Genomic DNA, 21,970 nt, shown 5'->3' with positions numbered 1-21,970 from the left:
CACAACATCCACGACAGACAACAGCACCGCGAACCAGCCGCGCCCAAGCCAGCGGCGCAAACCTAACCCCCAAAAACAAAGCCCGGCTACGCTGGGCTTTGTTTATTGAGACATGGAGTACTGTAATCGTGGCTGCTTTGAATGGATTTGCAGTGAGGGTATATCTCTTAGGCTATTAATGTGTATGGTCTATGGGGGGATACCCTGCCTAGTATTCATCTCGGTTAATTTCAAACCTTAGAGCAATATTTAGCTCGTCCGCGCTTTTTGCAGGTTACGTGGCGTATCGATCACATTTCCGCGTTGCAACGCGCAATGATAGGCCAGTAGCTGCAGTGCAATCACATAGGTGATCGGGCTGAGGCTACCTAAGCCGGTTGGCATGTGGATGACATGAAAACGCTCACTGGAGGCAAGATTGCCATCGCTTAACACAAAGATCTCGCCGTGATTGCTGCGGATTTCGTGCAGATTGCTGAGCATGCGCTCGGCGTGTTCATTCCAGGGCAGGCAGGCAATGACCGGTAGTTCTTCATCGATGAGCGTAATTGGGCCGTGTTTGAGTTCGCCAGCGGCATAGCCAGTGGCATTCTGGTAAGCCACTTCTTTAAACTTGAACGCGCCCTCGAGTGCCACCGGGTACATCGCATGGCGGCCGATAACAAACAGATTGGCTTTGCGATGTAGCTCGCTGGCCCAGCGCCGGATTTCTTTGCTGTGCTCAAGGGTGGTTTGTACGGCCGCGCTTAAACGGCGCATTTGCTGCTCAGCCGTTTGCAAGGCTTCACTGCTGAGTGCCTTACGTGCTTGCCCAAGCGCAAGTGCAAACTGATATAGCAGCAATAGCTGGGCGGTGAAGGATTTGGTGGAGCTGACCGAGAGCTCGTGGCCGCTTTCTGTTAGTAAAGTGTGGTCACAGAGGCTGGTGAGTGTGCTACCGGGGGCATTGGTGAGTGCCACAGATTGCGCCGCACCTTTGCGTTGCGCGAGGCGAATGGCTTCGAGCGTGTCGGCGGTTTCACCAGATTGGGAAATCCCAATCAGCATTTCATCGGGTGCAGGATGCACTTCACGGAAGCGATATTCGCTGGCCAGCTCGACCTGGACTTTGCAGCCGCCGAGCTGCTCTAGCCAATAACTGGCGATCATCGCAGCATGAAAACTCGAGCCACTGGCGACCAAGGTAATGCTGCGCAATGCGGAGAGCTTGGCCAATAGTGCGGTGCTAAATAATTTACCGCTGTGATAGCGATCTACTTGGGCTGCCAGCGTATGAGTCTGGCTCTGGATTTCATCCAGCATATGGTGCGGCACCTGAATCTGCTTGCCCGAGCTCATGCTGATCGGGGTGGTGCTTTCATCCGCGGCAATGAATGTGGGCTGGCTGAGACCAAAGCGGACAACTTCCTGTGGTTTCATCTCGTAAGCGCTATTCGCGCTTTGCCGCATCGCTTTGGCACTGGTGGTGCAAATTTGGCGCAGGCCATCTTCCTGCCCGATCCATAGGCCTAGGCCGCCCTGTAGGGCGTACAGATACTGCGGTTGTAACGGGTCTTGTACTATCACGGCATAGTGGCCGCTGAGGGTGGCGGCGAGCTGATGCAGGGCGCTGGCCAGCGTTTGACCGTCATTGAGTTCACTCGCCAGCATGGCTGTTACCAGCTGCGATAGGCTGGCACTGGGTAATAGCTGATAACGCTGACACCAGCTGGCATGTTCATCGCAATGCCCCAGTGCGGCTACGCTGAGGCGGCTTTGATGCAGATAGGGGCTAATTGCCCCGCTGGTGGAAAAGCTTGCCATGAGCCAATTGCTATGGGCTTGCGGAAACTGGATGGCCTGCACCGGAGCGGACAACGTGAGCTTGTGCAGCGCCGGTTGCGCTTCACCCGCCAAAATGAGGGCCAGTTGATGTTCGTGATGACCCAGTAAGGCGCAATGTTGGGTAAAGGCGGGAAGTACATTTTGCGGGGCGGTAAGGGCAATGATGTCGGGCATAGAAGGGATCAATCCGCAGTAAAATCGGCAGTAATTTGCCATCTCCTTATATTAGGAAAAAACCACTGCTTTGCCCGAGCAATCTACCGCTAAGTGTGGCTTTCAGGTGCGGTTTTGGCGCCTTTAAAAAGTGCCAGAGCGGCTTCACGTTGCACCGCGTGATCCACAATGGGGGCGGGATAATCCAGCCGCCCAAATAGATTAGCCTGCGCGCTACGGCCCTTGGCCGGTTGCCACGGCGCGTGCAGCTGCGCATCAGGCAAGTGCGCCAATTCTGGGCAATAGCGGCGGATAAATTTGCCTTGCGGGTCAAATTTTTCCGACTGGCTAACCGGATTAAAAATGCGGAAATAGGGCTGCGCATCGCAGCCCGTTGAGGCGGCCCATTGCCAGCCGCCATTATTGGCGGCCAAATCGAAATCCAGCAGGTGCGTGGCGAAATAGCGCTCACCCCAGCGCCAATCGATCAGTAGATCTTTCACCAAAAAGCTCGCTGCAATCATGCGCAGCCGGTTGTGCATATAGCCGGTTTGGTTCAGCTGCCGCATCGCCGCGTCCACAATCGGATAGCCCGTTTGGCCTGCGCTCCAGGCAGCAAACCAGTCTGCGCGGTTCGGAAATGGCAGCTGATCGTATTCTGGCTTGAATGCGTGTTCCACCACGTTGGGGCGATGCCAAAGTAGTTGCTGATAAAACTCCCGCCAGATTAACTCCGACAGCCACGTTTCCGCTCCGCTGCCACCGTGTTGCTGGGCAAAGCGCGCCAGCTCGCGGATCGAGACGGTGCCAAAGCGCAGGTGGACCGATAAATACGACACCCCTTTCACCGCTGGAAAATCACGCGCCTGCTGATAATCCGCAATGCGCTGCTGAAAATCGGCAAACAAGGTCTCGCCACCGCTGATGCCCAGCGGCATGCGCAGCTCGCTTAAATTGGTTTTCTCAAAGCCGAGTTCTTTAAGAAGCGGAAAATACTGCGCTGGCAGGGGCATCAGCTTATGCAGGAGCGACTGGCTGGGATGGCTCACCAGATCGGCTGGTTGCAAGCGCGCCAGCCACGCGCGCTTGTAAGGCGTGAACACACTATACATCCCACCGCTTTGGGTCAGGATCTGGTCTTGTTCAAAGATGACTTGATCTTTGTGGGTATGTAGCGCTATGCCATGCTGCTTAAGCGTGCTAGCCACATACTCGTCCCGGGTAATGGCGGTGGGCTCGTAATCGCGCGCGCAATGTACACTGCGGACCCCCAGCTCCAGCGCCAGAGCTGGGATTTCATGGCGCGGATCGCCATGGCGGATCAGCAGATCGCTGCCCTGCTTGCGCAACTCGGTTTTCAGCTCTTTCAGTGTTTCCCAGATAAATTCCACGCGCCGATCAGCGCGCGGTAAATCTTGCAAAATCGTGGTATCGAACACAAAGGCCACCGCCACCTGATCGGCCTCTTGCAAAGCCGCCGCCAATGCCGCGTGATCAAATAGCCGTAAATCCCGGCGCAACCAAACCAAAGCTGTGTTGGCCATGGTGTTTCCTGCTGAGTGTCAAAAGATACTGAATGGTAGCGTATTTTGGTGGCGATTCGCGAGGTGAGAAAACGTCAGTCATGGGTAATCTGTCTTGACTGTATATGTGTATTGATAAAATAATACACGTATACAGTTGTGGAGCACCCGGATGTTCGTGCTAAACCCCCATTTGCCCACGCCGATTTATCGGCAAATCCAAGATCAGGTGCGCCGTTTGATTGCCGGTGGCCAGCTTGCGCCGGGCGATGTCTTGCCCTCCGTGCGCGAAATTGCCGAAGCGCACGCCGTGAATCCGATGACGATTTCCAAGGCCTATAGCTTGCTCGAAGCCGAAGGATTGCTGTTGCGCCAGCGGGGCAAGCCGATGACGGTGGCCGCGGCAAGCGCTCATCACCGTAGCCCGCAGCAGCAGCTCGCACCGCTGCTCAACGATTTAATTATGGCCGCCCGCCAGCTTGGGCTGACCGACGCCGAGCTACAAGCCGCGCTGATGACCGCGCTGCAAAACCCTAGTCAGGAGTAAACCATGCATGTAAGCGATTCATTTCTAGTTGCCCGTGATGTCGAACTGGGCGCCGTGCAGTGCAAAGGCCAAAGCTTCACTATCGAGCCGGGACAGGTGATTGGCTTGGTCGGCAAAAATGGCGCTGGCAAAACTACCTTGCTTGATGGTTTGCTCGGCTACACCTTTTTGGCAAGCGGTGAGGTCAAGGTATTTGGTCATCCGCCCACCGCAATGCCGAAAGAGGTTTGCAGCCAAATTGGCTTTGTCGCGCAAGTTGACGATTTAATGCCGTGGCTCACTGGCAAAGAAATGCTGGCCGCGGCCAAGCTGTTTCATACCCACTGGAATAAGGAGCTGGTTGAGCGCCTTGTTAACAATTGGCGCGTGCCGCTCTCGCAACTGATAAGCGAAATGTCGGTCGGGGAGCGGCAAAAGCTAGCTTTGATTGCGGCGATGGCGCATGAACCGAAATTACTGGTGCTCGACGAGCCGGCGGCCAGCCTCGATCCGGTCGCACGCCGCGCTTTAATCGAAGAAATCATCGCCATCGTTGCCGATGGCGAGCGTTCGGTGCTGCTATCCAGCCATATTTTCAGCGATATCGAGCGCGTGGCTAGCCATCTGTGGCTATTGGAAAGCGGGCGCCTTAGTTTCGATGGCGAATTGGACGAGCTTAAAGAATCTATCGTCCGCCTGCATTTGATTCACCCCCTGAAGATTGCCGACTCACTTGCGCTTACCACGAGCCGGGTGGTGCGAACGGATCTGAGCGCCGAGCGTGAAACATGGATTATCCGCGGCTGGAACGACGAGCTCGCCGCCGAATGCGCTGCAGCAATCACTTCAGCGTATCACGTTGAATCTTTGGGTTTGGAAGACGCTTTTGTGGAGATTTCGCAATGAGCTTCGTCGCGGACGTGTTCACCCAATGGCGAGATCCGGCTATTCGGGCGCAGCGAAATTGGATTTTTACCCTGCTCTGGGGGCGCACCAGCAATCAGCGGCTGATCTGGCCTTTGGCGTATATGCTGTTGTTGTGCGGCATGGCGATCTTTCCTACTGATTTTGTACGAGCGCTTTATTTTCCCTTGGCTTTTCTAGCCTTTGCGCCAAGCCTGAATACGGCCGCGCTGATTGAGGCTCTTGGGCACTGGCGGGTACGCAAACCAGCTGGCGCAGTGCTGATTGCGCAGGCGCTGTTACTCAATAGTCTGGTATGGAGCTTGATTGGTTTACTGTTCTGGTATCGCACAGCCAACCCAACAGTTTGGGTGCTCATGGGGTTTGCGTGGCTATTTGGTCAATTTATGGCCTTTGCGCTGCCGCAGGCTTTTGCCCAACGTAGCTTGCATCCCGCCCAAGGCCACGCCTGGCCAGTGCAGCTGGCATTGGCGGTGCTGTTTGTGCCGTTGTTTGCGCTATTTCTGTATCCGCAGTATGAAATCTGGATTAGGGCCGCCTTGCTGCTGTGTACGTTGGCTTTGCTGTTAGGGCTGCGGTTGCAAATACAGCGGTTTGGTCAGCCACGAGTCATGTCGCCTCGCCCTGTAAGCGCCGCTGTGCAACAGGTATCGCTAAGCGCTAAATCAGTGCTGCGGTTCCGGATCGAGACGAATTTAGGCTTTGCTCTGGATGCCAAAGGTTGGCGCAAATTGCTCGGTCAGTTATTGCTCACGCCTTATGCGCTGATTTTGCTGTATCAACATGTGTTGCCGATGCCTGCGGTAAATCAATGGGGTGCTGGTGCTCTGTTTGCGATGCAGACAGGGGCGTTCCTCGTGCACTTTTCGGCTCGTCGCCAATGGTCGAATGCCTGGTTAAGCCGCGCGCATAGCCGTAGCCAACTCTGGTGGCAGGATGAGCAGCTGTTTGTGGGTGGCCTGCTGCTCATCACGGGGCTAAATTATCTGCTGCTGCGCTTATTGGGGATGGATAACGGTACGCAAATCATGAATGCCGCGCTCCTGTGTGTGGTGGGGATGGCTTTCCTGCGCTATCTGGTGCTGAGCTTGCCGTGGCTGAATTTATTTGGCCTCAATGCCAGGGGGCGCACCGATCTGCAAGGCGTTGGCTTGGCGTTTATTTTGCTCATGCCGATTTGGTTTGCCGTCGCTTGGGTTTGGAGCAAAGGCGTGCAAGATCAAATTGAGTTGATGATTATTAGCTTGGCTGCGCCGACTCCGATCCTTGCGTATTTTTCTTATCGCTATGCGCTGCAGATTGATTTGGGGGCGATACGCCGCGCCAAATTGAATTGATGTTATGGGTATGTCTTTGTAACCAATAGGGTGATTGGTTTACAAGGCTATACCTAAGGCATGGATGCCGCGGCAGGCGCCGAGGTGTTTGTGCGGTGTTGGCGCAGCGACTTTGCCAAAGCTATGCGATAATCACGGCTATGGAAAACACTGCCTCTCTGAATCTCAGCCGCCATTTTCTGGTGGCGATGCCGAGCTTGAGCGACCCGATTTTTGCGCGCTCGGTTATTCTGATTTGCGAGCACACGTCCTCCGGGGCGATGGGTATCATTCTCAATCGCCCGCTGGGCATGACCCTGCAAACCCTGTTTGATCAGCTCGAACAAGAGCTGCATCGGCCCGATGTGAGCGAGCTGGGCGTGCATTTTGGCGGCCCGGTGCAGACCGATCGCGGCTTCTTGCTGCATACCCCGATTGGCGATTGGCAATCGTCGCTTATCGTGAGCAGCGAGCTGGCGCTGACTACCTCGCGCGATATTCTCACCCAGATTGGCGAAGGCGGCGGCCCCGAGCGGCTGTTTGTGGCCCTGGGCTTCTCGGGTTGGGAAGCGGGCCAGCTGGAAAAAGAAATCGCCGAAAATTCTTGGCTCACCGTGCCGATGCAGGATATGCAAATCCTGTTCGATACACCGGTGGATGCTCGCTACGACGCGGCGCTGGCGCTGTTGGGCATTGATATGGCGATGCTCTCGAAAGAGGCGGGGCACGCATGAGCACGGTGCTGGGCTTTGATTTTGGCGAAGCCCGCATCGGCGTGGCGATGGCCAGTACCGAGCTTGGGATTGCCCATCCGCTGGAAACCATTAGTGGCGAAGGCAATGACAGCAAATTCGCCCGCATCGCCGCCCTGATCGCCGAATGGCAGCCCAGCCAGCTGGTGGTGGGCCTGCCCACCCATCTGGATGGCACCGAACACGAAATGACCCGGCTGGCGCGCAAATTTGCCAATCGGCTCACCGGCCGCTTTGGCCTGCCGGTGGCGCTGGTGGATGAGCGCTTGTCGAGCGCGGGCGCAACCCAGGCTTTAAATGAAACCGGCTTGCGCGGGCGCAAGCAAAAACCAGCGCTTGATCAGGTGGCGGCCATGCAGATTTTGCAAAGCTATCTGGATGGCGGGGTGTAAAGCAATGATTAATGGGTATGTCTGTGTAAGCCAATTGATAAAAGGCTTGGAAGGTAATACCCCTATAGGAATGATTGGCCGGCTTTGCTGGCCATTGTTTTAAAGTGCAGTAATCCGCAGCGAGGATGCTATGTATAACCCGCAATTGAACGCGCAAGGTGAGCTGATTCACCTGCTGACCACCGAAGGTCTGCCGCGCCGCATTCTGAACCAGATTCTGGATAAAGCGGCCGAATTTGTTTCGGGTGGCGAGCTCGTTAACCAGAAATTCACCGATCTGGCTGGTACGTCGGTGTTTAATCTGTTTTTCGAAAACTCGACCCGCACCCGCACCACCTTTGAAATCGCCGCCAAGCGGCTGTCGGCCGATGTATCTAGCTTGAATATTCAGGCTTCCAGCACTGCCAAGGGCGAAACCCTGCTCGATACCGTGCACAACCTCGAAGCAATGGGTGCCAATCTGTTTGTGGTGCGTCATTCGGAATCGGGCGCGGCGCATCTGATTGCCAAGCATGTGAAACCGGGCGTGGCGGTGGTGAATGCCGGCGATGGTCGCCATGCGCACCCCACGCAGGCGATGCTGGATATGTTCACGATTCGCCACTTCAAAGGCGACTTTACCAATCTGCGCGTGGCGATTGTTGGCGATATTCTGCATTCGCGCGTGGCGCGCTCGCAGATTCATGCGCTCTCGACGCTGGGTTGCCCCGAAATCCGCGTGATTGCGCCGAAAACCTTGCTGCCGACCGGCATCGAGCAGCTGGGCGTGCATGTGTACCATGATATGGAAGCGGGCCTGAAAGACGTCGATGTGGTCGCCATGCTGCGTTTGCAAAACGAGCGCATGGCCGGCGCGTATCTGCCCAGCACGCAAGAATTTTTCAAATTCTATGGCCTCACCCCAGAAAAACTGGCGCTGGCCAAACCCGACGCGATCGTGATGCACCCGGGCCCGATGAACCGCGGGGTGGAGATTGATTCGGCCGTGGCCGATGGCGCGCAAGCCGTGATTCTGCCGCAGGTGACGTTTGGTATCGCGGTGCGGATGGCGGTGTTGAGTATTGTGACGGCGAATCAGCGGGGGTTGCTGTAAATGAATGCGCATATGAAACAGATCCAGATTCTGAATGGTCGGCTGGTTGATCCATTGCAGGGCACCGAAACGCAGGCGGATTTATTCGTGGCCGGTGGCCAGATTGTGGGCGTGGGAAGCGCGCCAGCGGGCTTTGTGGCCGAAGAAACCATCGATGCACGCGGGCTGGTGGTGGCGCCGGGGCTGGTGGATTTTGCCGCGCGTCTGCGTGAGCCGGGCCAGGAATACAAGGCCACGCTGGCCTCGGAAATGGCCGCTGCCGTGGCCGGGGGCGTGACCAGTGTGGTGTGTACGCCCGATACTGATCCGGTATTGGATGAAGTGGGTTTGGTGACCATGCTGCGCCAGCGTAGTAAAACCCTCGATCTGGCGCGGGTGTATCCAGTTGGCGCACTCACACGCGGACTAAAAGGCGTGGAAATCACCGAGATGGCGCAGCTGCATGAGGCTGGCTGCGTGGCGTTCTCGCAAGGCGACGTGCCGATTGCCGATCTGCAAGTGTTGTACCGCGCCATGCTGTATGCGGCCAATTATGGCTTTGAGCTGCGTCTGCGCCCGGAAGAAGCCTCCTTGGTGAATGATGGCGTTGCGCACGATGGCCCCTATGCTTCGCGCCTGGGGCTGACCGGGATTCCGGTGGTGGCCGAAACCATCGCCATTGCTCAGATTACCCAGCTGATGCGCGCTACCGGTTGTAAAGTGCATCTGGCGCGCGTATCAAGCGCAGCGGGTTTGGAGCTGATTCGCGCCGCCAAACGCGAAGGGCTGAAGCTGACCTGCGATGTGAGCATCAACCATATTCATCTGGTGGATCTGGATATTGGTTTCTTTGACAGCCAATACCGCTTCGACCCGCCGCTGCGCAGTGTGGCCGACCGCGATGCGATCGTGGCTGCGCTGAATGATGGCACCATCGATATGATCTGCTCGGATCACGCCCCGGTGGATGATGATGGCAAATTGCTGCCTTTCGCCGAAGCCGAACGCGGCGCTACCGGTTTGGAATTACTGCTGCCATTAACTCTGGCCTGGGCGCGGCAACAGCACATCAGCCTGCCGGTTGCGCTGGCCAAGATCAGCTCGACGCCGGCCAAAGCGCTGGGCTTTGCCGCAGGGCTGGCCGTGGGCCAACGTGCCGATTTGTTGATTTTTGATCCCGAAGGCAGCTGGTATGTCTTGCCGGAGAAACTTAAATCACAAGGCAAAAACACACCGTTCATCGGGCATGAAATGATCGGCCAAGTGAAGTACACGCTGGTGAAAGGCAAATTGGTGTATCAAGGCTGATCTGGATCAGCGCGGCTAAGTCGCTGATTCCCGAAACTATAAGCGGATGGCATGCCATCCGCTTTTTCTTTGCGTGCGGAATAAATCACCTGTGAGCTAGGGCAATGTCAGCGGCATGGCGGTTTTACGCTTTCAGGAAGATTGCAGTATCCTATTGGCTGCAAAAAGGGGAGAGAACCAATGCGTCATACTTTGCTGGCGGTCTGTGTGGCCGCTGCCTTGGCGGGCTGTGGGGAAAAAGCCGCCAAACCTGAAGCGGCTTCGGCCGTCGCCACGGTGGCGGAGACTCAGGCTGCTCAGAGCTGGCTGAAAGCCAATGTGAAACCACTCAATAGTCTCAGTGCGGGCGAGGGCGTGGATAACGCCGATCTGGCCGAGTTTGCCAGCGCAATTGGCGACGCCAAAGTGGTGGTGCTCAATGAAAGCCATTACGCCGATGCCAATGCCTTTGAGTTGATGAACCGCTTGGTGCAATACCTGCATCAGCAGCAAGGCTTTGATGTGCTGCTGATTGAAAGCGCGATGTTTGATGTGGATGGCATGTGGCGCAGTGCGGTCGATAAAAACGCCAGCCTCGCCGAATTGGCGCCGGGCCGCGTGTTTTATATGTATTCGCAAACCGAATCCGGCCGCAAAGTATTGCAGTATCTCGATCAGGCCCGTACCACTGCGCAGCCGCTGCAATTGGCCGGGTTTGATATTCCGCTGGCGGGTGCGAGCTCGACGCATGATTTATTGCCGCAGCTGGAAGCCTTTTTGAAGCAGCGCGGTTCTAGCGTAGTGAGCCAGCCGGCTTGGGCTGAATATCTGGCCGTGGCGAAAAAAGCCATCTCGCTCAATAGCGAAGGCGCCAAGCTGGCCGAATTTAATCAGGTATCGGCGCAGCTGGAAAAAGAACTGTGCAGCGATACAGCTCAGCCGGCGGATGTACGCCAAAGCGCAGGCTGGTGGTGCCGGCAGGTGCGCGGGATTGCCACCAATGTCATGCGCCAGCAGCATCGTGAAGACAAAAACTACGATTATCGCGACACCGCCATGGCCGACAATGCCAGCTGGTTGCTCGATAACGTGTTTGCCGGCCACAAAGTGATTGTCTGGACCAATGCGGCCCACGGTATTCCTGCTACCACCGGCACCAACCCGGATACCAAGCAGGCGATTCATTCTTTCGGCTGGCATTTGCAGGCCAAGCTGGGTAAAGACCTGTATATCGCCAGCTTGCTGCCGCTGGGTGGGCAGATTAATAAATACTGGGATCAGGGCACGGCGCCGGTGCAGTGGCCGGCGGATGCTTTGGCCAGCGCGCTCAAGGCCGCGGGCTTGGTGCAGGGCTTTGTGAACGCGCCGCAAGATCCGGCTGCCGTCGCGGGCTTGAGCGGGCCGGTGCTGGGTAAAGATCTGAACGGGGTATTCTTCTACAACGAAGCTAAACCGGCCACTCAGGGGCAATACCCTATCTTGCCACTGCCAAACTAAGCTTAATTCCCAACCAATCCGCGCGTGGCTTCTGCGATACGCGGCGAAAAAAAGCCCGCCAATTGGCGGGCTTTTTAGTGCATGGCCGGTAATGCTGGCCAGATCGTGCTTACTTGATTTCAGCCATGGTTTTGGTCAGGGTGGCGTTGGCATCGTCACCATCCAGCGCCCAGCTGAAGTTACCACGCAGGCCTTTGGCCTTCAGGTATTCATTTTTCAGGCGGATGGTTTGCACGTCGTCATAGCTCCACCAGTCGCCCGTGGTGGTGTACAAGTACAGCTGTTTGGTCACTGGGTGGTATTTGCGTACCCCAGCTACATCTTTCAGCGCTTTGTAATCACCATAACCGGCTTCGGTTTGCACGCCGACTTTACCCGCAGCGCGAGTTTTCTTCTGATACAGACCATCATTTAGGCTCGCTACACCGCCAAAGCCGCGACCATAGTACGGAATACCCAGCACGATTTTATCGGCTGGCATGCCATTGGCCATCAGTTTGGTTAGTGCATCGTCGATGTTGTACGTGCGGGCGATGCCGACGGTTGGGTCGGCTGGATCGGGATACAGGTGCGAATGGAAGTTGGTGGTGTCATCCCAATCACCGTGGAAGTCATAGGTCATGACATTCACCCAATCCATCGATTTGCTGTATTGCGCTGGCTCGGTTTGGTCGATTTTCTCGCTACCCGCGCCAATGGCGGCGGTGAGGTAGAATTTCTTGCCACCTTGGCTCGCGCCGTATTCATCCAGCTGTTTGCGGAACTCGGCCATCAGCAAGGTGAGGTTGTGCTTGTCGTTGACCGCATCCACCACGTTATTGCCGATACCTTGTACGCCTGGGTATTCCCAATCGATATCGATCCCGTCGAAGATACCTTTGGCGACGCCCGTACCACCAGCCGGATCACCGCCCGTTTTTTTCAGATTACCTTTGAGGTAAACGTCGATACACGAAGCCACCAGCGCTTTACGGTTGGCATCGGTTGCGGCAGCGGTGGAGAAGAAGCGCGACCAAGTCCAGCCACCTAGAGAAATAAAGATCTTCAGGTTCGGGTTTTTGGCTTTCAGTTTCTTCAGCTGGTTGAAGTTACCTTTGAGTGTGCTTTCCCACGTATCGGCAACGCCATCGACCGAGTCTTTGGCGGCGTAATCCATCTGGTAATCAGCCCAGGCATCGCCACCATCGCCGGCGGTATTGCCATCGTTGGCTTTATTAATGCCGCTATCGCACTTGATGGTGCCATCGGCTTGTTTGTAGATATTGCCAAAGGCGTAGTTGATGAAGGTCAGCTTGGCCGCTGCGCCGCTGTCTTGCACCGCTTTGGCGAAGAAGGCGCTGTCGTACACGCCCCATTGCGTGAAGTAAGAACCGACTTCACGGCTACCCACTGGCGCAGGTGTTGGGGTTGGGCCAACTGGGGTTGGCGCAGCTGTTGGTGCTGTAGTCGGTGCGGTGGTTGGCGCTACCGTTGGTGCCGTAGTTGGAGCTGCTGTTGGCACGGCGGTCGGTTTTGGCGTCGCGGTTGGTGCAGTCGTTGGGGCCGTCGTTGGTGCTGTTGTCGGCGCTACGGTTGGCACAGCAGTTGGTTTCGGCGTGGCGGTTGGCGCTACGGTTGGTGCAGAGGTCGGCGCCGTAGTTGGGGCGGCTGTTGGCACGACGCCGCAGCTGCCGCCGGCTTTCCAAAGGGTTGGGGTCGTGGCTGGGGTCCAGCCCGCGCCAACAAAGGCGGTGTGTGCGCTCAGAGCGGTGTAGCTCACGCCGTTGTAGCTCACGACATCGCCAGTTTTATAGCTGGCGCCTTCGGCCCATACGGCACAGCTGCCACTTGGTGGCACGGTTACGGCGGGTGTTGCGGTTGGTTTCGCGGTTGGTTTCGCGGTCGGTGTTGGGGTGGCTGGGGCGGCGGTTGGGGCAGTTGTTGGTGCTACCGTTGGCGCTGCAGTTACCACTGGGCTTGGGGTGGCCGTACCGGCGCCGCAGCTACCCAGATCAGTCCAGACGCCCCACGCGCCCGCTTTGCTCGGGTCTTCGTTCAGCGTCCACCATTTATTGCTGTAGTTATGCCCGGCTTGGCTCACCACGGTGCCAGATTGGCCGTAAGTGGTGGCGGCCGACCATGGGGCGGCACATTCAGCAGCCATGACTTGGCTGCCAATGATGACCAGCGAACTGGCCAGCACTGTTTTACACAGTTTGTTCATCTCATCCATCTCCTTGTTGGGGTAGCGCGCTGGCAGATCGCCGCTGCGGCAGTAGCTCTATCTTGAGCCTTGGTGCGGCAAGCTGTGACCCAGGGGCCAGCAGGCGCGCGCTTAGAATGCGCCGGATGAGATCAAAAGTAAATAATTGGTATCACATTAATTTTTATTAAGATACCAGTTTGCCGGGTAGGCTCGCGCTACGCAGCGACGGCAGTGGCGCGCCGCTGTCGGCGCAGGCCGCTAGCTCGGCATACAGCGGGGCTAAATGGTAGCCTTGGGCGCTCAGCCACGCCGCATCGTAATAGCTGTGGCGGTAGCGCTCACCGCTATCGCACAGCAGGGTCACCAAGCTGCCGGTTTCGCCTTTGGCGCGCATCGCCTGGGCCAACTCTAAGATGCCCAGCCAGTTGCAGCCGGTTGATCCGCCAACCTTTTTTCCCAATTTGTCACTGAGCCAGTGCGCGGCGGCCAGGCTGTAGGCATCGGGCACGTGCAGCATCAGATCAATCACGCTGGGGATAAACGAGGGCTCTACCCGCGGGCGGCCAATGCCTTCAATGCGCGAGCCGCAAGTCAGGGTGAGGTCTTGCCGGCCTTCGGCATAGCTGGTGAAAAACACCGAGTTCTCCGGGTCGACGCAGCAAATACCAGTGGCATGCTGGCGATAGCGTACATAACGGCCGAGCGTGGCACTGGTACCACCGGTGCCGCAGCTGGTGACGATCCAGCGCGGGATCGGATGCCGCTCCAGCGCCATTTGCTTAAAGATCGATTCGGCGATGTTGTTATTGGCGCGCCAATCGGTGGCGCGCTCGGCATAGGTGAATTGATCCATAAAATGTCCGCCGGTGGCGGCAGCCAGCCGCTGCGATTCGGCGCTGATTTGCGTGGGGTCGGCCACCAGGTGGCATTGGCCGCCGTAAAACTCGATGGCGGCGATTTTGTCGCGGCTGGTGCTGGCTGGCATCACGGCGATAAAGGGCAGGCCGAGCAGGCGGGCAAAATAGGCTTCCGATACCGCGGTCGAGCCGCTGGACGCCTCGATCACCGTGCTGTGGGGGTGGAGCCAGCCATTGGCCAGCGCATACATAAACAGCGAGCGGGCCAGCCGATGCTTCAGGCTGCCGGTGGGGTGGCTGGATTCATCCTTCAGATAAATATCAATGCCGGGAAAACCGGGCAGCTGCAGCGGGATCAGATGGGTGTCGGCCGAGCGATTAAAATCGGCTTCGATGGTCTGGATGGCCTGATTGAACCATTCGCGATGAGCGCGCATCTGGATACTCCATGTGGTATGTGCTGCTAAGCATTGAGATTAAATGGCTTGGCAGCAATACCCTGCTAGATATCCAGCTGGCCTTGTTGCAGTAGCCCTTGTTTCACTTCCACTTTAATCGTGGCATCGCTAAAGCGAATATCCAGCATTTCCCCAGCGCGGGTGGCCTCGGCGGTGCGCACCAGGCTGCCATCGCCGCGTTGCACCAGCGCATAGCCACGGGCCAGCACCTGCTGTGGGTCCCACGGCAGCAACCGGTATTGCAATTGCCCCAGCTGGTGCTGCGCTGCAGTCAGGCGTTGCTGCCAGGCTTGCTGCAAGCGCTGGCGGGCACGGGCCAATTGCTGTTGCTGCGGCAATAATTGCGGCGCCTGATGCTGTAGCCGCAGCGCATAGCGGCCCAGCTGTTGCTGGCGATGTTGCTGCTGGTAATGCAGGGTTTGCTGCAATTGGCGGGCTTTTTGCTGTAATTCGCGCTGCTGTTGCGCCAATCTTTGCCCCGGATGCTGCAAACGGCGGCCGAGTAAATCCAGTCGCTGCATTTGCCGCTGCAGCTGTTGCGCCAGCTGGCGTTGCAGCCGCTGGCCCCGCTGCGCCAGTTGCTGTAGTAGTTCTTGCCGGTTGGGGCTGACCAGCTCGGCGGCGGCGGTGGGGGTAGGGGCGCGCACGTCGGCGACAAAATCGGCCATGGTGAAGTCGGTTTCGTGCCCAACCCCGCTCACTACCGGCAGCGGGCAGGCGGCAATGGCCCGCGCCACCGCTTCTTCATTAAACGACCACAGGTCTTCCAGCGAGCCACCGCCACGGCAGACGATCAGCACATCCACCTCGGCGCGTTGGCCGGCGGTGTGAATGGCGCGGGCGATCTGCAGATGCGCATCCGCGCCCTGTACCGCGGTGGGGTAAAGGATAATCGCCAGCCCCGGCATGCGCCGGCGCAGGGTGCTCAGCACATCGCGCAGTGCGGCCGCGGCGGGTGAGGTCACGATGCCGATCCGTTGCGGGAAGTGCGGCAGGGCTCGTTTGCGCTCGGCGGCAAACAGTCCTTCGGCGGCGAGCTGTTTTTTCAGCGCTTCAAAGCGCTCAAATAGCGCGCCTTGGCCGGCCGGTCGCATGGCCTCGATAGTGAGCTGAAAATCCCCGCGCGCCTCATACAGCGACACCACCGCGCGCACTTCCACCTGCAGGCCTTCGCGGGGTTGAAAATCCAGCAGCGCAGCACGGCCGCGGAACATCACGCAGCGTACTTGCGCATTGGCATCTTTCAAACTGAAGTAGCAATGCCCCGAATCGTAGCGCTTGAAATTCGAGATTTCGCCCGCCACCCACAAGCTAGGAAAGCCACTTTCTAGCAGCAGACGAACATCCCGATTCAGTTGTGTGACAGATACTACAGCTTTCTGGGGGCTTGACAAATCCGGAATCACGGCAAAAACGCCTCGAGTAATCCACAAAATCGAGCATCCAAGCCATGCGGCTGGCTAATCCAATCTTGTAGTTGAGAATTCATGGTTAAGTTATTGATTTGTATGCTTATTGATCTGGCGCAAAATATGAGAAAATGATGACGAAACTGGCCGGTAGCGCTTGAAAATGGCTGGCTGGCGCAACTTAGTCACAAAGTTATCCACAGAAATTGTGGGTAAACGGATTTTTCTCAATCAGATCTGTCGCTTAGTCTCTGGCAAGCGGATTGCGACACTTCCCCCGCGCGCAAATAGCGGCTAAAGTTACGCGGTTTTCTGGCTTTACTCCAGAGCCTCCGGATTTCTTTTGATTAGGGTTCCCATACTATGTTCGCCATCATCCAGGCAGCGGGCTGGCCAATCTGGCTGATTATCGCCGCTTCCATCGCCACAGTGACCATCATCATCGAGCGCCTGCTAAGCCTGCGTAAATCGCAAGTCTTGCCGGCCGGCCTGTTGGCCAAAGTGGTGCAGGATTATCGCGCGAACGGCGTAAATGCCGAAACCCTGAATAAACTGGCCGCCTCTAGCCCATTGGGCCGCGTGTTTGCCGCTGGCCTGAAAAACGTGAAAAGCTCACGCGAAATCATGAAAGAGTCGATCGAAGAAGCCGGCAGCGCCGTGGCCCACGATTTGAATCGCTATCTGTCGACCTTGGGTACTTTGGCTTCGGTGACGCCGCTGTTGGGCCTGTTTGGCACGGTAGTGGGCATGATTGAGATCTTCGGCTCGCAGTCACCCACCGGCGGCAGCAACCCGGCTGCGCTGGCCTACGGTATTTCGGTGGCCCTATATAACACCGGCTTTGGCATTATCGTGGCGGTACCTGCGCTGATGTTCTACCGCTATTTCGCCAGCAAAGTGGATGATTTTGTGGTGGAAATGGAGCAGCAAGCCATCAAACTGGTCGAAGTCGTTCACGGCGAGCGCCACCAATAATTCGCTAAGAACGGGCGGCAAGCCCACGGCCAGCATAGAGCTGACGCGAAACCTATCTGTACTTGGTAGTGAATGTCGGTTTCTTGTCGCTTTGGTCGCCGGGCGTTTCGCGCCGTTCTTGCAGCCTGTTGAAGGACTGAAAAGCCATGAAATTTCGTAAAGGACGCGGCCGCGTTGAGCCGGAAATCAATTTCATCCCGCTGATTGACGTATTGCTGGTGATTTTGATCTTCCTGATGGCCACAACCACGTATTCCAAATTCGCCGAGCTGAAAATCAATCTGCCTACGGCCGATGCCGAAAAACAGCAGGAGCAGCCGAAAACCATTCAGGTGGCGATTTCGGCGCAAGGCCAGTATGCGATCAATGGCCAGACTGCGGCCTTTGGTAGCCCGGATGATTTCTCTGTGCAACTGCGCCGCGCGGCGGGCGAGAGCTCTGATCCGATGGTGATCATCAACGCCGACGCCCAAGCTACCCACCAAGCGGTGGTAAACGTCATGGAAGCCGCCCGCCTTGCCGGCTTTGGCAAACTCACCTTTGCCACGCAAACCACGGGTAAATAACCCGGTACTACTCACCAAAACGGCGCTGCGGCGCCGTTTTTTATTGCAGGACGCAACATGCAGTGTGCTCAATTAAGCGCGACCGAATGGCCCTATCAGGGGCTTTTATTTAGCCCCAGTACGCCCGATCCGCAGCAGCGGGTCTTGGTGTATCTGCATGGTGCGGGGGAGCGGGGTGAGGATTTGAGCCTACTCACGCGCTATGGCTTGCCGGCGCTTTTGGCCAGTGGGTCGCTGACGCTGGATTTTGCGGTGCTGTGCCCACAAACTGCGGCCGGCCAAGATTGGCAAATCCCGCAGCTCTGCGCCTTGCTGGCTCAGCTTAGGCAAGAAGGTAAAACAGTATTGCTGGCGGGGTATAGCCTTGGTGGCCTTGCGATTACTGATCTGCTGGCGCATACCCATGCAGAATGCGCGGGCTATTTGGTGATTGCCGGTCAGGCCCGCATGTCGCCGCTGTCCGTTGGCTCCGCGGCGATATTGACCGTGCAGGGTGACTTGGATGATTGGGCCGATACGCAGCAGTGGTTGGCCCAGTTACAGGCGCAAGGGCATGCGGCGAGTGCTGTGGTTTTGCCTGGCGAGGCGCATTTTATTTCTGAGCTGATTTACCAGCAGCCGGTCATTCTGCGCTGGCTGAACGCACGCGGTTTTGGTTGGCCTGTGGCGCAATAATGGTGTGGCCACGTTCGCACGGCGTTCACGCCGCCGTGCTGGCATTTAGCCTGCCACCTAGGGTTTTCCACTATACTGCGCGCCGCTAGCCCGGCCCCGATCGGGCGCATAACTTGCGGAGCGATGAAATGAAGCAACTGGCATTCCTATTGTCGGCCTTGTGCCTGAGCGTGTTGGCGCAGGCCGAAGAAGGCAAAGAAGTTTACAAAAAAGAAGTGACCGCCACCGTGGTGTTTAAATCGGGCAAAACGGCCAATGGCCAGCCGATTTTGTATCCGACCACCGACGCCCCCGAAGCCACCATGCTGCATGTGGAAATCCCGGTTGGCAAAGAAACCGGCTGGCATCAACACCCGGTGCCGGGCTACGCCTATATCCTCAATGGCGCGCTCACCGTTTACCTGAAAGACGGCAGCAGCAACACCTTCCGTGCTGGCCAGGGTTTTGCCGAAGTGGAAAATACCCTGCACAATGGCAAAAACGAAGGCAATGAGCCGGTGAAACTGGTGGTGGTATTTACCGGGATTGCCGGGCAGCCGGTTACCGTGAAAGCCCAATAATCCTTGCATACGGCTGCCCCGGCGTGGGTGGCCAGAGATCTCATGAAGCTTGAAGCCCTGTTGCTGCGCATTTGGTATTGCCCTCGGCCACCCCTGCTGGCGTGGCTGTTGTGGCCGCTGTCTGGTCTGTTTGCAGTGCTGGCGGCGGTGAATAAAGCGTGTTTCAAGCTCGGGCTGAAAGCCACCACCCAGCTGCCGGTGCCGGTGGTGGTGGTGGGCAATATTACCGTTGGCGGTACGGGCAAAACCCCGCTGACGATTGCGCTAGCGCGTCGGCTGGGCGAGCTGGGCTGGCAGGTGGGGATTATCTCGCGCGGCTATGGTGGCGCTGCGCAGCTGCCGACCGAAGTGCTGCCCGATAGCCTGCCGGCCACGGTGGGCGATGAGCCGCTGCTGTTGCGGCGCGCTACGGGCGTGCCGGTGTTTGTAGCGCGGCAACGTGCCGCGGCCGGGCAGGCGCTGCTGGCGCGCTATCCGGCGGTGAATCTCTTGCTGTGCGATGATGGCCTGCAGCATTACGCGCTGGGGCGTGCGCTGGAAATTTGCGTGGTGGATGGCGCGCGTGGGCTGGGCAATGGTCTGCGCTTGCCGGCCGGCCCTTTGCGTGAAAGCCCGGCGCGCTTGCGCACGGTGAATGCCGTGGTGGTGAATGGGGTATCTGCCACTGAATCAATCAAATCAAGCGCCATAGATGAATACCTGGCTGGGTATCTGGGCGATTATCAAATGACGCTGGCCGCCGGCGCTTGCTATCGGCTCGATCAGCCCAACCTGACGGCTACCGCGGCCAGCCTGCCGGTGCGCGGAGTTTTGCATGCGCTGGTGGGTATCGGGAACCCCGAGCGCTTTTTTGCTACGCTGCGCGCGCAAGGCTACGCATTTCGCCCGTGTGCGTTTCCTGATCATCATGCGTTTGTGCCGGCCGATCTGCCGGTTTTGGGCGCTGATGATGCGCTGATCGTGACGGAAAAAGATGCGGTCAAGCTGGCGGCGATGAATCCGCCGCCGCCAAGTGATAGAATCTGGGTTTTGCCGGTGGCGGCGCAGTTGTCGCCCGATCTGGCCTGCCGAATCGACGAATTTTTGAAGAGATAATCACAATGGATGCCAAATTGCTGGAAATTCTGGTTTGCCCGGTCTGCAAGGGCCCACTGGTGTTCAACAAAGCCCAGCAGGAACTGATCTGCAAGGCCGACCGGCTGGCATTCGCAATCAAAGATGGCATTCCAGTCATGCTGGAAAGCGAAGCCCGCGCGCTGGCCGACGGCGAAGAGGCTTAAGCGCATGAGCTATGTGGCCATCATTCCGGCGCGTCTGAAATCCACCCGTTTACCGAATAAACCGTTGGCCGATATTGCCGGCCAGCCCATGATTGTGCGCGTGGTGGCGCAGGCGCTGAAAGCGCAGGCCAGCCAAGTGGTGGTAGCGACCGATGCCCCCGAAGTGGCTGCCGTGGTAAAAGCCGCAGGGCAGCAAGTTTTGCTCACCCGCGCCGATCACCCCTCGGGCACCGATCGGCTGGCCGAGGCCGTGGATTTATTGCAGCTGCCCGATGAGGCGATTGTGGTGAATGTGCAGGGCGATGAGCCGCTGCTGGATCCCGCCCTGATTGATGCCGTGGCCGCCCAGCTGGCCGCCAACCCGGCGCTGGCGATGGCAACCGCCTGCCATCCTATTCATGATGCCGCCGATTTTTTTAACCCGAATGTGGTCAAAGTCGTGTGCGATGCCGCGCAGCGCGCCATGTATTTCAGCCGTGCGCCGATTCCGTGGGATCGCGATGCATTTGCCGAAGATAACGAAGACGAAGACTGGGTATTGCCCGCTGAGCTAGGCGCACAAAGGCATATCGGCCTATACGCCTATAGGGCAGGGTTTTTGCGCGCCTATGCCAAGCTGGCCGCTTCGCGCCTAGAAGACATCGAAAAACTGGAGCAGCTGCGCGTGTTGTGGCATGGCTACCAAATCGGCGTGTATCAGGCCAGCGTAGCGCCGGCTGCCGGGGTGGATACGCCGGAAGATCTGGCCCGCGTGCGGGCGGTGTTTGCTGGCGAGGCTGAGGCCTAAATGAATTTGATGCGTGATGTGCTCGCACGCCACGCGGTGCATGCTGATGAATTGGCTCCAGCAGAAGAAGCCAAAACAATGATTGGATTCACTTTTTAATTAACACGGGGAACCGAGCAATGCGTTTAATCCTTCTGGGCGCACCAGGCGCTGGTAAAGGCACTCAAGCTAATTACATCCGCGAAAAATTCAATATTCCACAAATCTCAACGGGCGACATGCTGCGTGCGGCGGTGAAAGCCGGCACGCCGCTGGGTTTGGAAGCCAAGGCGATTATGGATGCGGGCGGCTTGGTGCGCGATGACATCATCATCGGCCTGGTGAAAGAGCGTATCGCTCAGCCAGACGCAGCCAATGGTTTCCTGTTTGACGGCTTCCCACGCACCATTCCACAAGCTGAAGCGATGATCGCTGCTGGCGTGGATATCGACTACGTGGTGGAAATCGATGTGCCAGATGCCGCGATTGTGGAGCGTATGGCTGGCCGTCGTGTGCATGTGGCTTCTGGCCGCACTTACCACGTGACGTTCAATCCACCAAAAGTGGAAGGTAAAGACGACGAAACCGGCGAAGATCTGATCCAGCGTGATGATGATAAAGAAGAAGTGGTACTGAAACGCTTGGGCGTTTACCACGAGCAAACCGAAGTATTGGTCGGCTTCTACGGCAAGATGGCCGCTTCGGGCGACGCTAAAGCGCCTAAATACATCAAGATCGACGGCACGCAATCGGTTGACGCCGTACGCGACGCGACACTGCAAGCGCTCGGCGCCTAAGCCGCTCGCCGCCGCGACACCTACACCGCCCTTCGGGGCGGTTTTTTTTATGCCGCACTTTCATGTGCGTGTTAGAGGACGTGGCTTGGAGTGGGGTAGGGCTACGATCTTGCCGTTTAGCGGCTAAAAGCCGCCGTCAAAGCGGCAACGGCTGTTGCAGTGCGCAAAAATAGCAG

Annotated in this window: 21 protein-coding genes; 16 read left to right on the top strand and 5 right to left on the bottom strand. The window is 57.5% G+C overall.

Annotated features, from left to right (window positions below; translation table 11 throughout):
- Positions 1-249 precede the first annotated feature (249 nt).
- Positions 250-1,998 carry an isomerizing glutamine--fructose-6-phosphate transaminase gene (locus tag QV747_RS09580; RefSeq protein WP_273431122.1) on the bottom strand — a complete coding sequence of 583 codons (1,749 nt, stop codon included), beginning with the start codon at positions 1,996-1,998 and terminating at the stop codon, positions 250-252.
- An 89-nt stretch (positions 1,999-2,087) separates the two neighbouring features.
- On the bottom strand, positions 2,088-3,521 hold the full coding sequence (locus QV747_RS09575; protein ID WP_273431120.1) for a deoxyribodipyrimidine photo-lyase: 1,434 nt from the start codon (positions 3,519-3,521) through the stop codon (positions 2,088-2,090).
- Between the two features lie 151 nt (positions 3,522-3,672).
- Here QV747_RS09575 and QV747_RS09570 point away from each other — a divergent pair, with 151 nt between their 5' ends.
- From QV747_RS09570 to QV747_RS09535, 8 genes are all read left to right on the top strand, one after another.
- Complete coding sequence (locus tag QV747_RS09570; protein ID WP_273431118.1) at positions 3,673-4,047, top strand: GntR family transcriptional regulator; 375 nt, start codon at positions 3,673-3,675, stop codon at positions 4,045-4,047.
- Between the two features lie 3 nt (positions 4,048-4,050).
- Positions 4,051-4,932 carry an ABC transporter ATP-binding protein gene (locus tag QV747_RS09565; protein WP_273431116.1) on the top strand — a complete coding sequence of 294 codons (882 nt, stop codon included), beginning with the start codon at positions 4,051-4,053 and terminating at the stop codon, positions 4,930-4,932.
- Positions 4,929-6,287 carry a hypothetical protein gene (locus QV747_RS09560; protein ID WP_273431115.1) on the top strand — a complete coding sequence of 453 codons (1,359 nt, stop codon included), beginning with the start codon at positions 4,929-4,931 and terminating at the stop codon, positions 6,285-6,287. Before QV747_RS09565 ends, QV747_RS09560 begins: the two co-directional genes overlap by 4 nt.
- A 140-nt stretch (positions 6,288-6,427) precedes the next feature.
- The gene (locus QV747_RS09555; protein WP_028449063.1) at positions 6,428-7,000 is read left to right on the top strand and encodes a YqgE/AlgH family protein; all 573 of its coding nucleotides are present in this window, start codon (positions 6,428-6,430) and stop codon (positions 6,998-7,000) included.
- Positions 6,997-7,410, top strand: a complete 414-nt coding sequence (ruvX, locus tag QV747_RS09550) for a Holliday junction resolvase RuvX (RefSeq protein WP_028449064.1) — start codon at positions 6,997-6,999, stop codon at positions 7,408-7,410. Before QV747_RS09555 ends, ruvX begins: the two co-directional genes overlap by 4 nt.
- 130 nt (positions 7,411-7,540) lie before the next feature.
- On the top strand, positions 7,541-8,503 hold the full coding sequence (locus QV747_RS09545; RefSeq protein ID WP_047393054.1) for an aspartate carbamoyltransferase catalytic subunit: 963 nt from the start codon (positions 7,541-7,543) through the stop codon (positions 8,501-8,503).
- A gap of 12 nt (positions 8,504-8,515) precedes the next feature.
- A complete protein-coding gene (locus QV747_RS09540) occupies positions 8,516-9,790 on the top strand; it encodes a dihydroorotase (RefSeq protein WP_273431111.1) in 1,275 nt (424 codons plus the stop codon).
- Positions 9,791-9,970: 180 nt separating this feature from the next.
- Positions 9,971-11,266 carry an erythromycin esterase family protein gene (locus QV747_RS09535; RefSeq protein ID WP_273431109.1) on the top strand — a complete coding sequence of 432 codons (1,296 nt, stop codon included), beginning with the start codon at positions 9,971-9,973 and terminating at the stop codon, positions 11,264-11,266.
- A gap of 109 nt (positions 11,267-11,375) precedes the next feature.
- Here the strand turns inward: QV747_RS09535 and QV747_RS09530 are convergent, their stop codons facing one another.
- The 3 genes from QV747_RS09530 to xseA form a co-directional block, all read right to left on the bottom strand.
- Entirely contained in the window at positions 11,376-13,469 is a 2,094-nt protein-coding gene (locus QV747_RS09530) for a glycosyl hydrolase family 18 protein (RefSeq protein WP_273431107.1), read from the bottom strand.
- A 166-nt stretch (positions 13,470-13,635) separates the two neighbouring features.
- Entirely contained in the window at positions 13,636-14,745 is a 1,110-nt protein-coding gene (locus QV747_RS09525) for a PLP-dependent cysteine synthase family protein (RefSeq protein WP_273431105.1), read from the bottom strand.
- A 65-nt stretch (positions 14,746-14,810) separates the two neighbouring features.
- The gene (gene xseA, locus QV747_RS09520) at positions 14,811-16,169 is read right to left on the bottom strand and encodes an exodeoxyribonuclease VII large subunit (protein ID WP_373317302.1); all 1,359 of its coding nucleotides are present in this window, start codon (positions 16,167-16,169) and stop codon (positions 14,811-14,813) included.
- A gap of 369 nt (positions 16,170-16,538) precedes the next feature.
- Between xseA and QV747_RS09515 the strand changes: the two genes are divergently transcribed.
- From QV747_RS09515 to adk, 8 genes are all read left to right on the top strand, one after another.
- Entirely contained in the window at positions 16,539-17,150 is a 612-nt protein-coding gene (locus QV747_RS09515; RefSeq protein WP_028449071.1) for a MotA/TolQ/ExbB proton channel family protein, read from the top strand.
- A 146-nt stretch (positions 17,151-17,296) separates the two neighbouring features.
- Positions 17,297-17,716: a biopolymer transporter ExbD gene (locus tag QV747_RS09510; RefSeq protein WP_273431100.1), complete on the top strand. Its 420-nt coding sequence runs from the start codon at positions 17,297-17,299 to the stop codon at positions 17,714-17,716.
- A gap of 57 nt (positions 17,717-17,773) precedes the next feature.
- Positions 17,774-18,391 carry a hypothetical protein gene (locus tag QV747_RS09505; RefSeq protein WP_273431099.1) on the top strand — a complete coding sequence of 206 codons (618 nt, stop codon included), beginning with the start codon at positions 17,774-17,776 and terminating at the stop codon, positions 18,389-18,391.
- 128 nt (positions 18,392-18,519) lie between these two features.
- Positions 18,520-18,951, top strand: a complete 432-nt coding sequence (locus QV747_RS09500) for a cupin domain-containing protein (protein ID WP_273431098.1) — start codon at positions 18,520-18,522, stop codon at positions 18,949-18,951.
- A 42-nt stretch (positions 18,952-18,993) separates the two neighbouring features.
- On the top strand, positions 18,994-20,046 hold the full coding sequence (gene lpxK, locus QV747_RS09495; protein ID WP_273431096.1) for a tetraacyldisaccharide 4'-kinase: 1,053 nt from the start codon (positions 18,994-18,996) through the stop codon (positions 20,044-20,046).
- A gap of 5 nt (positions 20,047-20,051) precedes the next feature.
- On the top strand, positions 20,052-20,231 hold the full coding sequence (locus tag QV747_RS09490) for a Trm112 family protein (protein WP_028449075.1): 180 nt from the start codon (positions 20,052-20,054) through the stop codon (positions 20,229-20,231).
- Between the two features lie 4 nt (positions 20,232-20,235).
- The gene (kdsB, locus tag QV747_RS09485) at positions 20,236-21,018 is read left to right on the top strand and encodes a 3-deoxy-manno-octulosonate cytidylyltransferase (RefSeq protein ID WP_273431095.1); all 783 of its coding nucleotides are present in this window, start codon (positions 20,236-20,238) and stop codon (positions 21,016-21,018) included.
- Positions 21,019-21,137: 119 nt separating this feature from the next.
- A complete protein-coding gene (gene adk / locus QV747_RS09480; protein ID WP_028449077.1) occupies positions 21,138-21,794 on the top strand; it encodes an adenylate kinase in 657 nt (218 codons plus the stop codon).
- Positions 21,795-21,970: the final 176 nt, after the last annotated feature.

It is taken from the genome of uncultured Chitinibacter sp., assembly GCF_945957625.1.
Lineage (GTDB): Bacteria > Pseudomonadota > Gammaproteobacteria > Burkholderiales > Chitinibacteraceae > Chitinibacter > Chitinibacter tainanensis.
This window is presented reverse-complemented; position numbering and strand designations above follow the sequence as displayed.

Bases quoted from the DNA above. Each gene is read 5' to 3' on its own strand.
- QV747_RS09525 (WP_273431105.1), bottom strand. From the start codon at position 14,745: ATGCGCGCTCATCGCGAATGGTTCAATCAGGCCATCCAGACCATCGAA.
- ruvX (WP_028449064.1), top strand. From the start codon at position 6,997: ATGAGCACGGTGCTGGGCTTTGATTTTGGCGAAGCCCGCATCGGCGTG.
- QV747_RS09505 (WP_273431099.1), top strand. From the start codon at position 17,774: ATGCAGTGTGCTCAATTAAGCGCGACCGAATGGCCCTATCAGGGGCTT.
- QV747_RS09555 (WP_028449063.1), top strand. From the start codon at position 6,428: ATGGAAAACACTGCCTCTCTGAATCTCAGCCGCCATTTTCTGGTGGCG.
- adk (WP_028449077.1), top strand. From the start codon at position 21,138: ATGCGTTTAATCCTTCTGGGCGCACCAGGCGCTGGTAAAGGCACTCAA.
- QV747_RS09515 (WP_028449071.1), top strand. From the start codon at position 16,539: ATGTTCGCCATCATCCAGGCAGCGGGCTGGCCAATCTGGCTGATTATC.
- QV747_RS09540 (WP_273431111.1), top strand. From the start codon at position 8,516: ATGAAACAGATCCAGATTCTGAATGGTCGGCTGGTTGATCCATTGCAG.
- QV747_RS09545 (WP_047393054.1), top strand. From the start codon at position 7,541: ATGTATAACCCGCAATTGAACGCGCAAGGTGAGCTGATTCACCTGCTG.
- lpxK (WP_273431096.1), top strand. From the start codon at position 18,994: ATGAAGCTTGAAGCCCTGTTGCTGCGCATTTGGTATTGCCCTCGGCCA.
- QV747_RS09510 (WP_273431100.1), top strand. From the start codon at position 17,297: ATGAAATTTCGTAAAGGACGCGGCCGCGTTGAGCCGGAAATCAATTTC.
- QV747_RS09580 (WP_273431122.1), bottom strand. From the start codon at position 1,998: ATGCCCGACATCATTGCCCTTACCGCCCCGCAAAATGTACTTCCCGCC.
- kdsB (WP_273431095.1), top strand. From the start codon at position 20,236: ATGAGCTATGTGGCCATCATTCCGGCGCGTCTGAAATCCACCCGTTTA.
- QV747_RS09570 (WP_273431118.1), top strand. From the start codon at position 3,673: ATGTTCGTGCTAAACCCCCATTTGCCCACGCCGATTTATCGGCAAATC.
- QV747_RS09500 (WP_273431098.1), top strand. From the start codon at position 18,520: ATGAAGCAACTGGCATTCCTATTGTCGGCCTTGTGCCTGAGCGTGTTG.
- QV747_RS09575 (WP_273431120.1), bottom strand. From the start codon at position 3,521: ATGGCCAACACAGCTTTGGTTTGGTTGCGCCGGGATTTACGGCTATTT.
- QV747_RS09490 (WP_028449075.1), top strand. From the start codon at position 20,052: ATGGATGCCAAATTGCTGGAAATTCTGGTTTGCCCGGTCTGCAAGGGC.
- QV747_RS09535 (WP_273431109.1), top strand. From the start codon at position 9,971: ATGCGTCATACTTTGCTGGCGGTCTGTGTGGCCGCTGCCTTGGCGGGC.
- QV747_RS09530 (WP_273431107.1), bottom strand. From the start codon at position 13,469: ATGAACAAACTGTGTAAAACAGTGCTGGCCAGTTCGCTGGTCATCATT.
- QV747_RS09565 (WP_273431116.1), top strand. From the start codon at position 4,051: ATGCATGTAAGCGATTCATTTCTAGTTGCCCGTGATGTCGAACTGGGC.
- QV747_RS09560 (WP_273431115.1), top strand. From the start codon at position 4,929: ATGAGCTTCGTCGCGGACGTGTTCACCCAATGGCGAGATCCGGCTATT.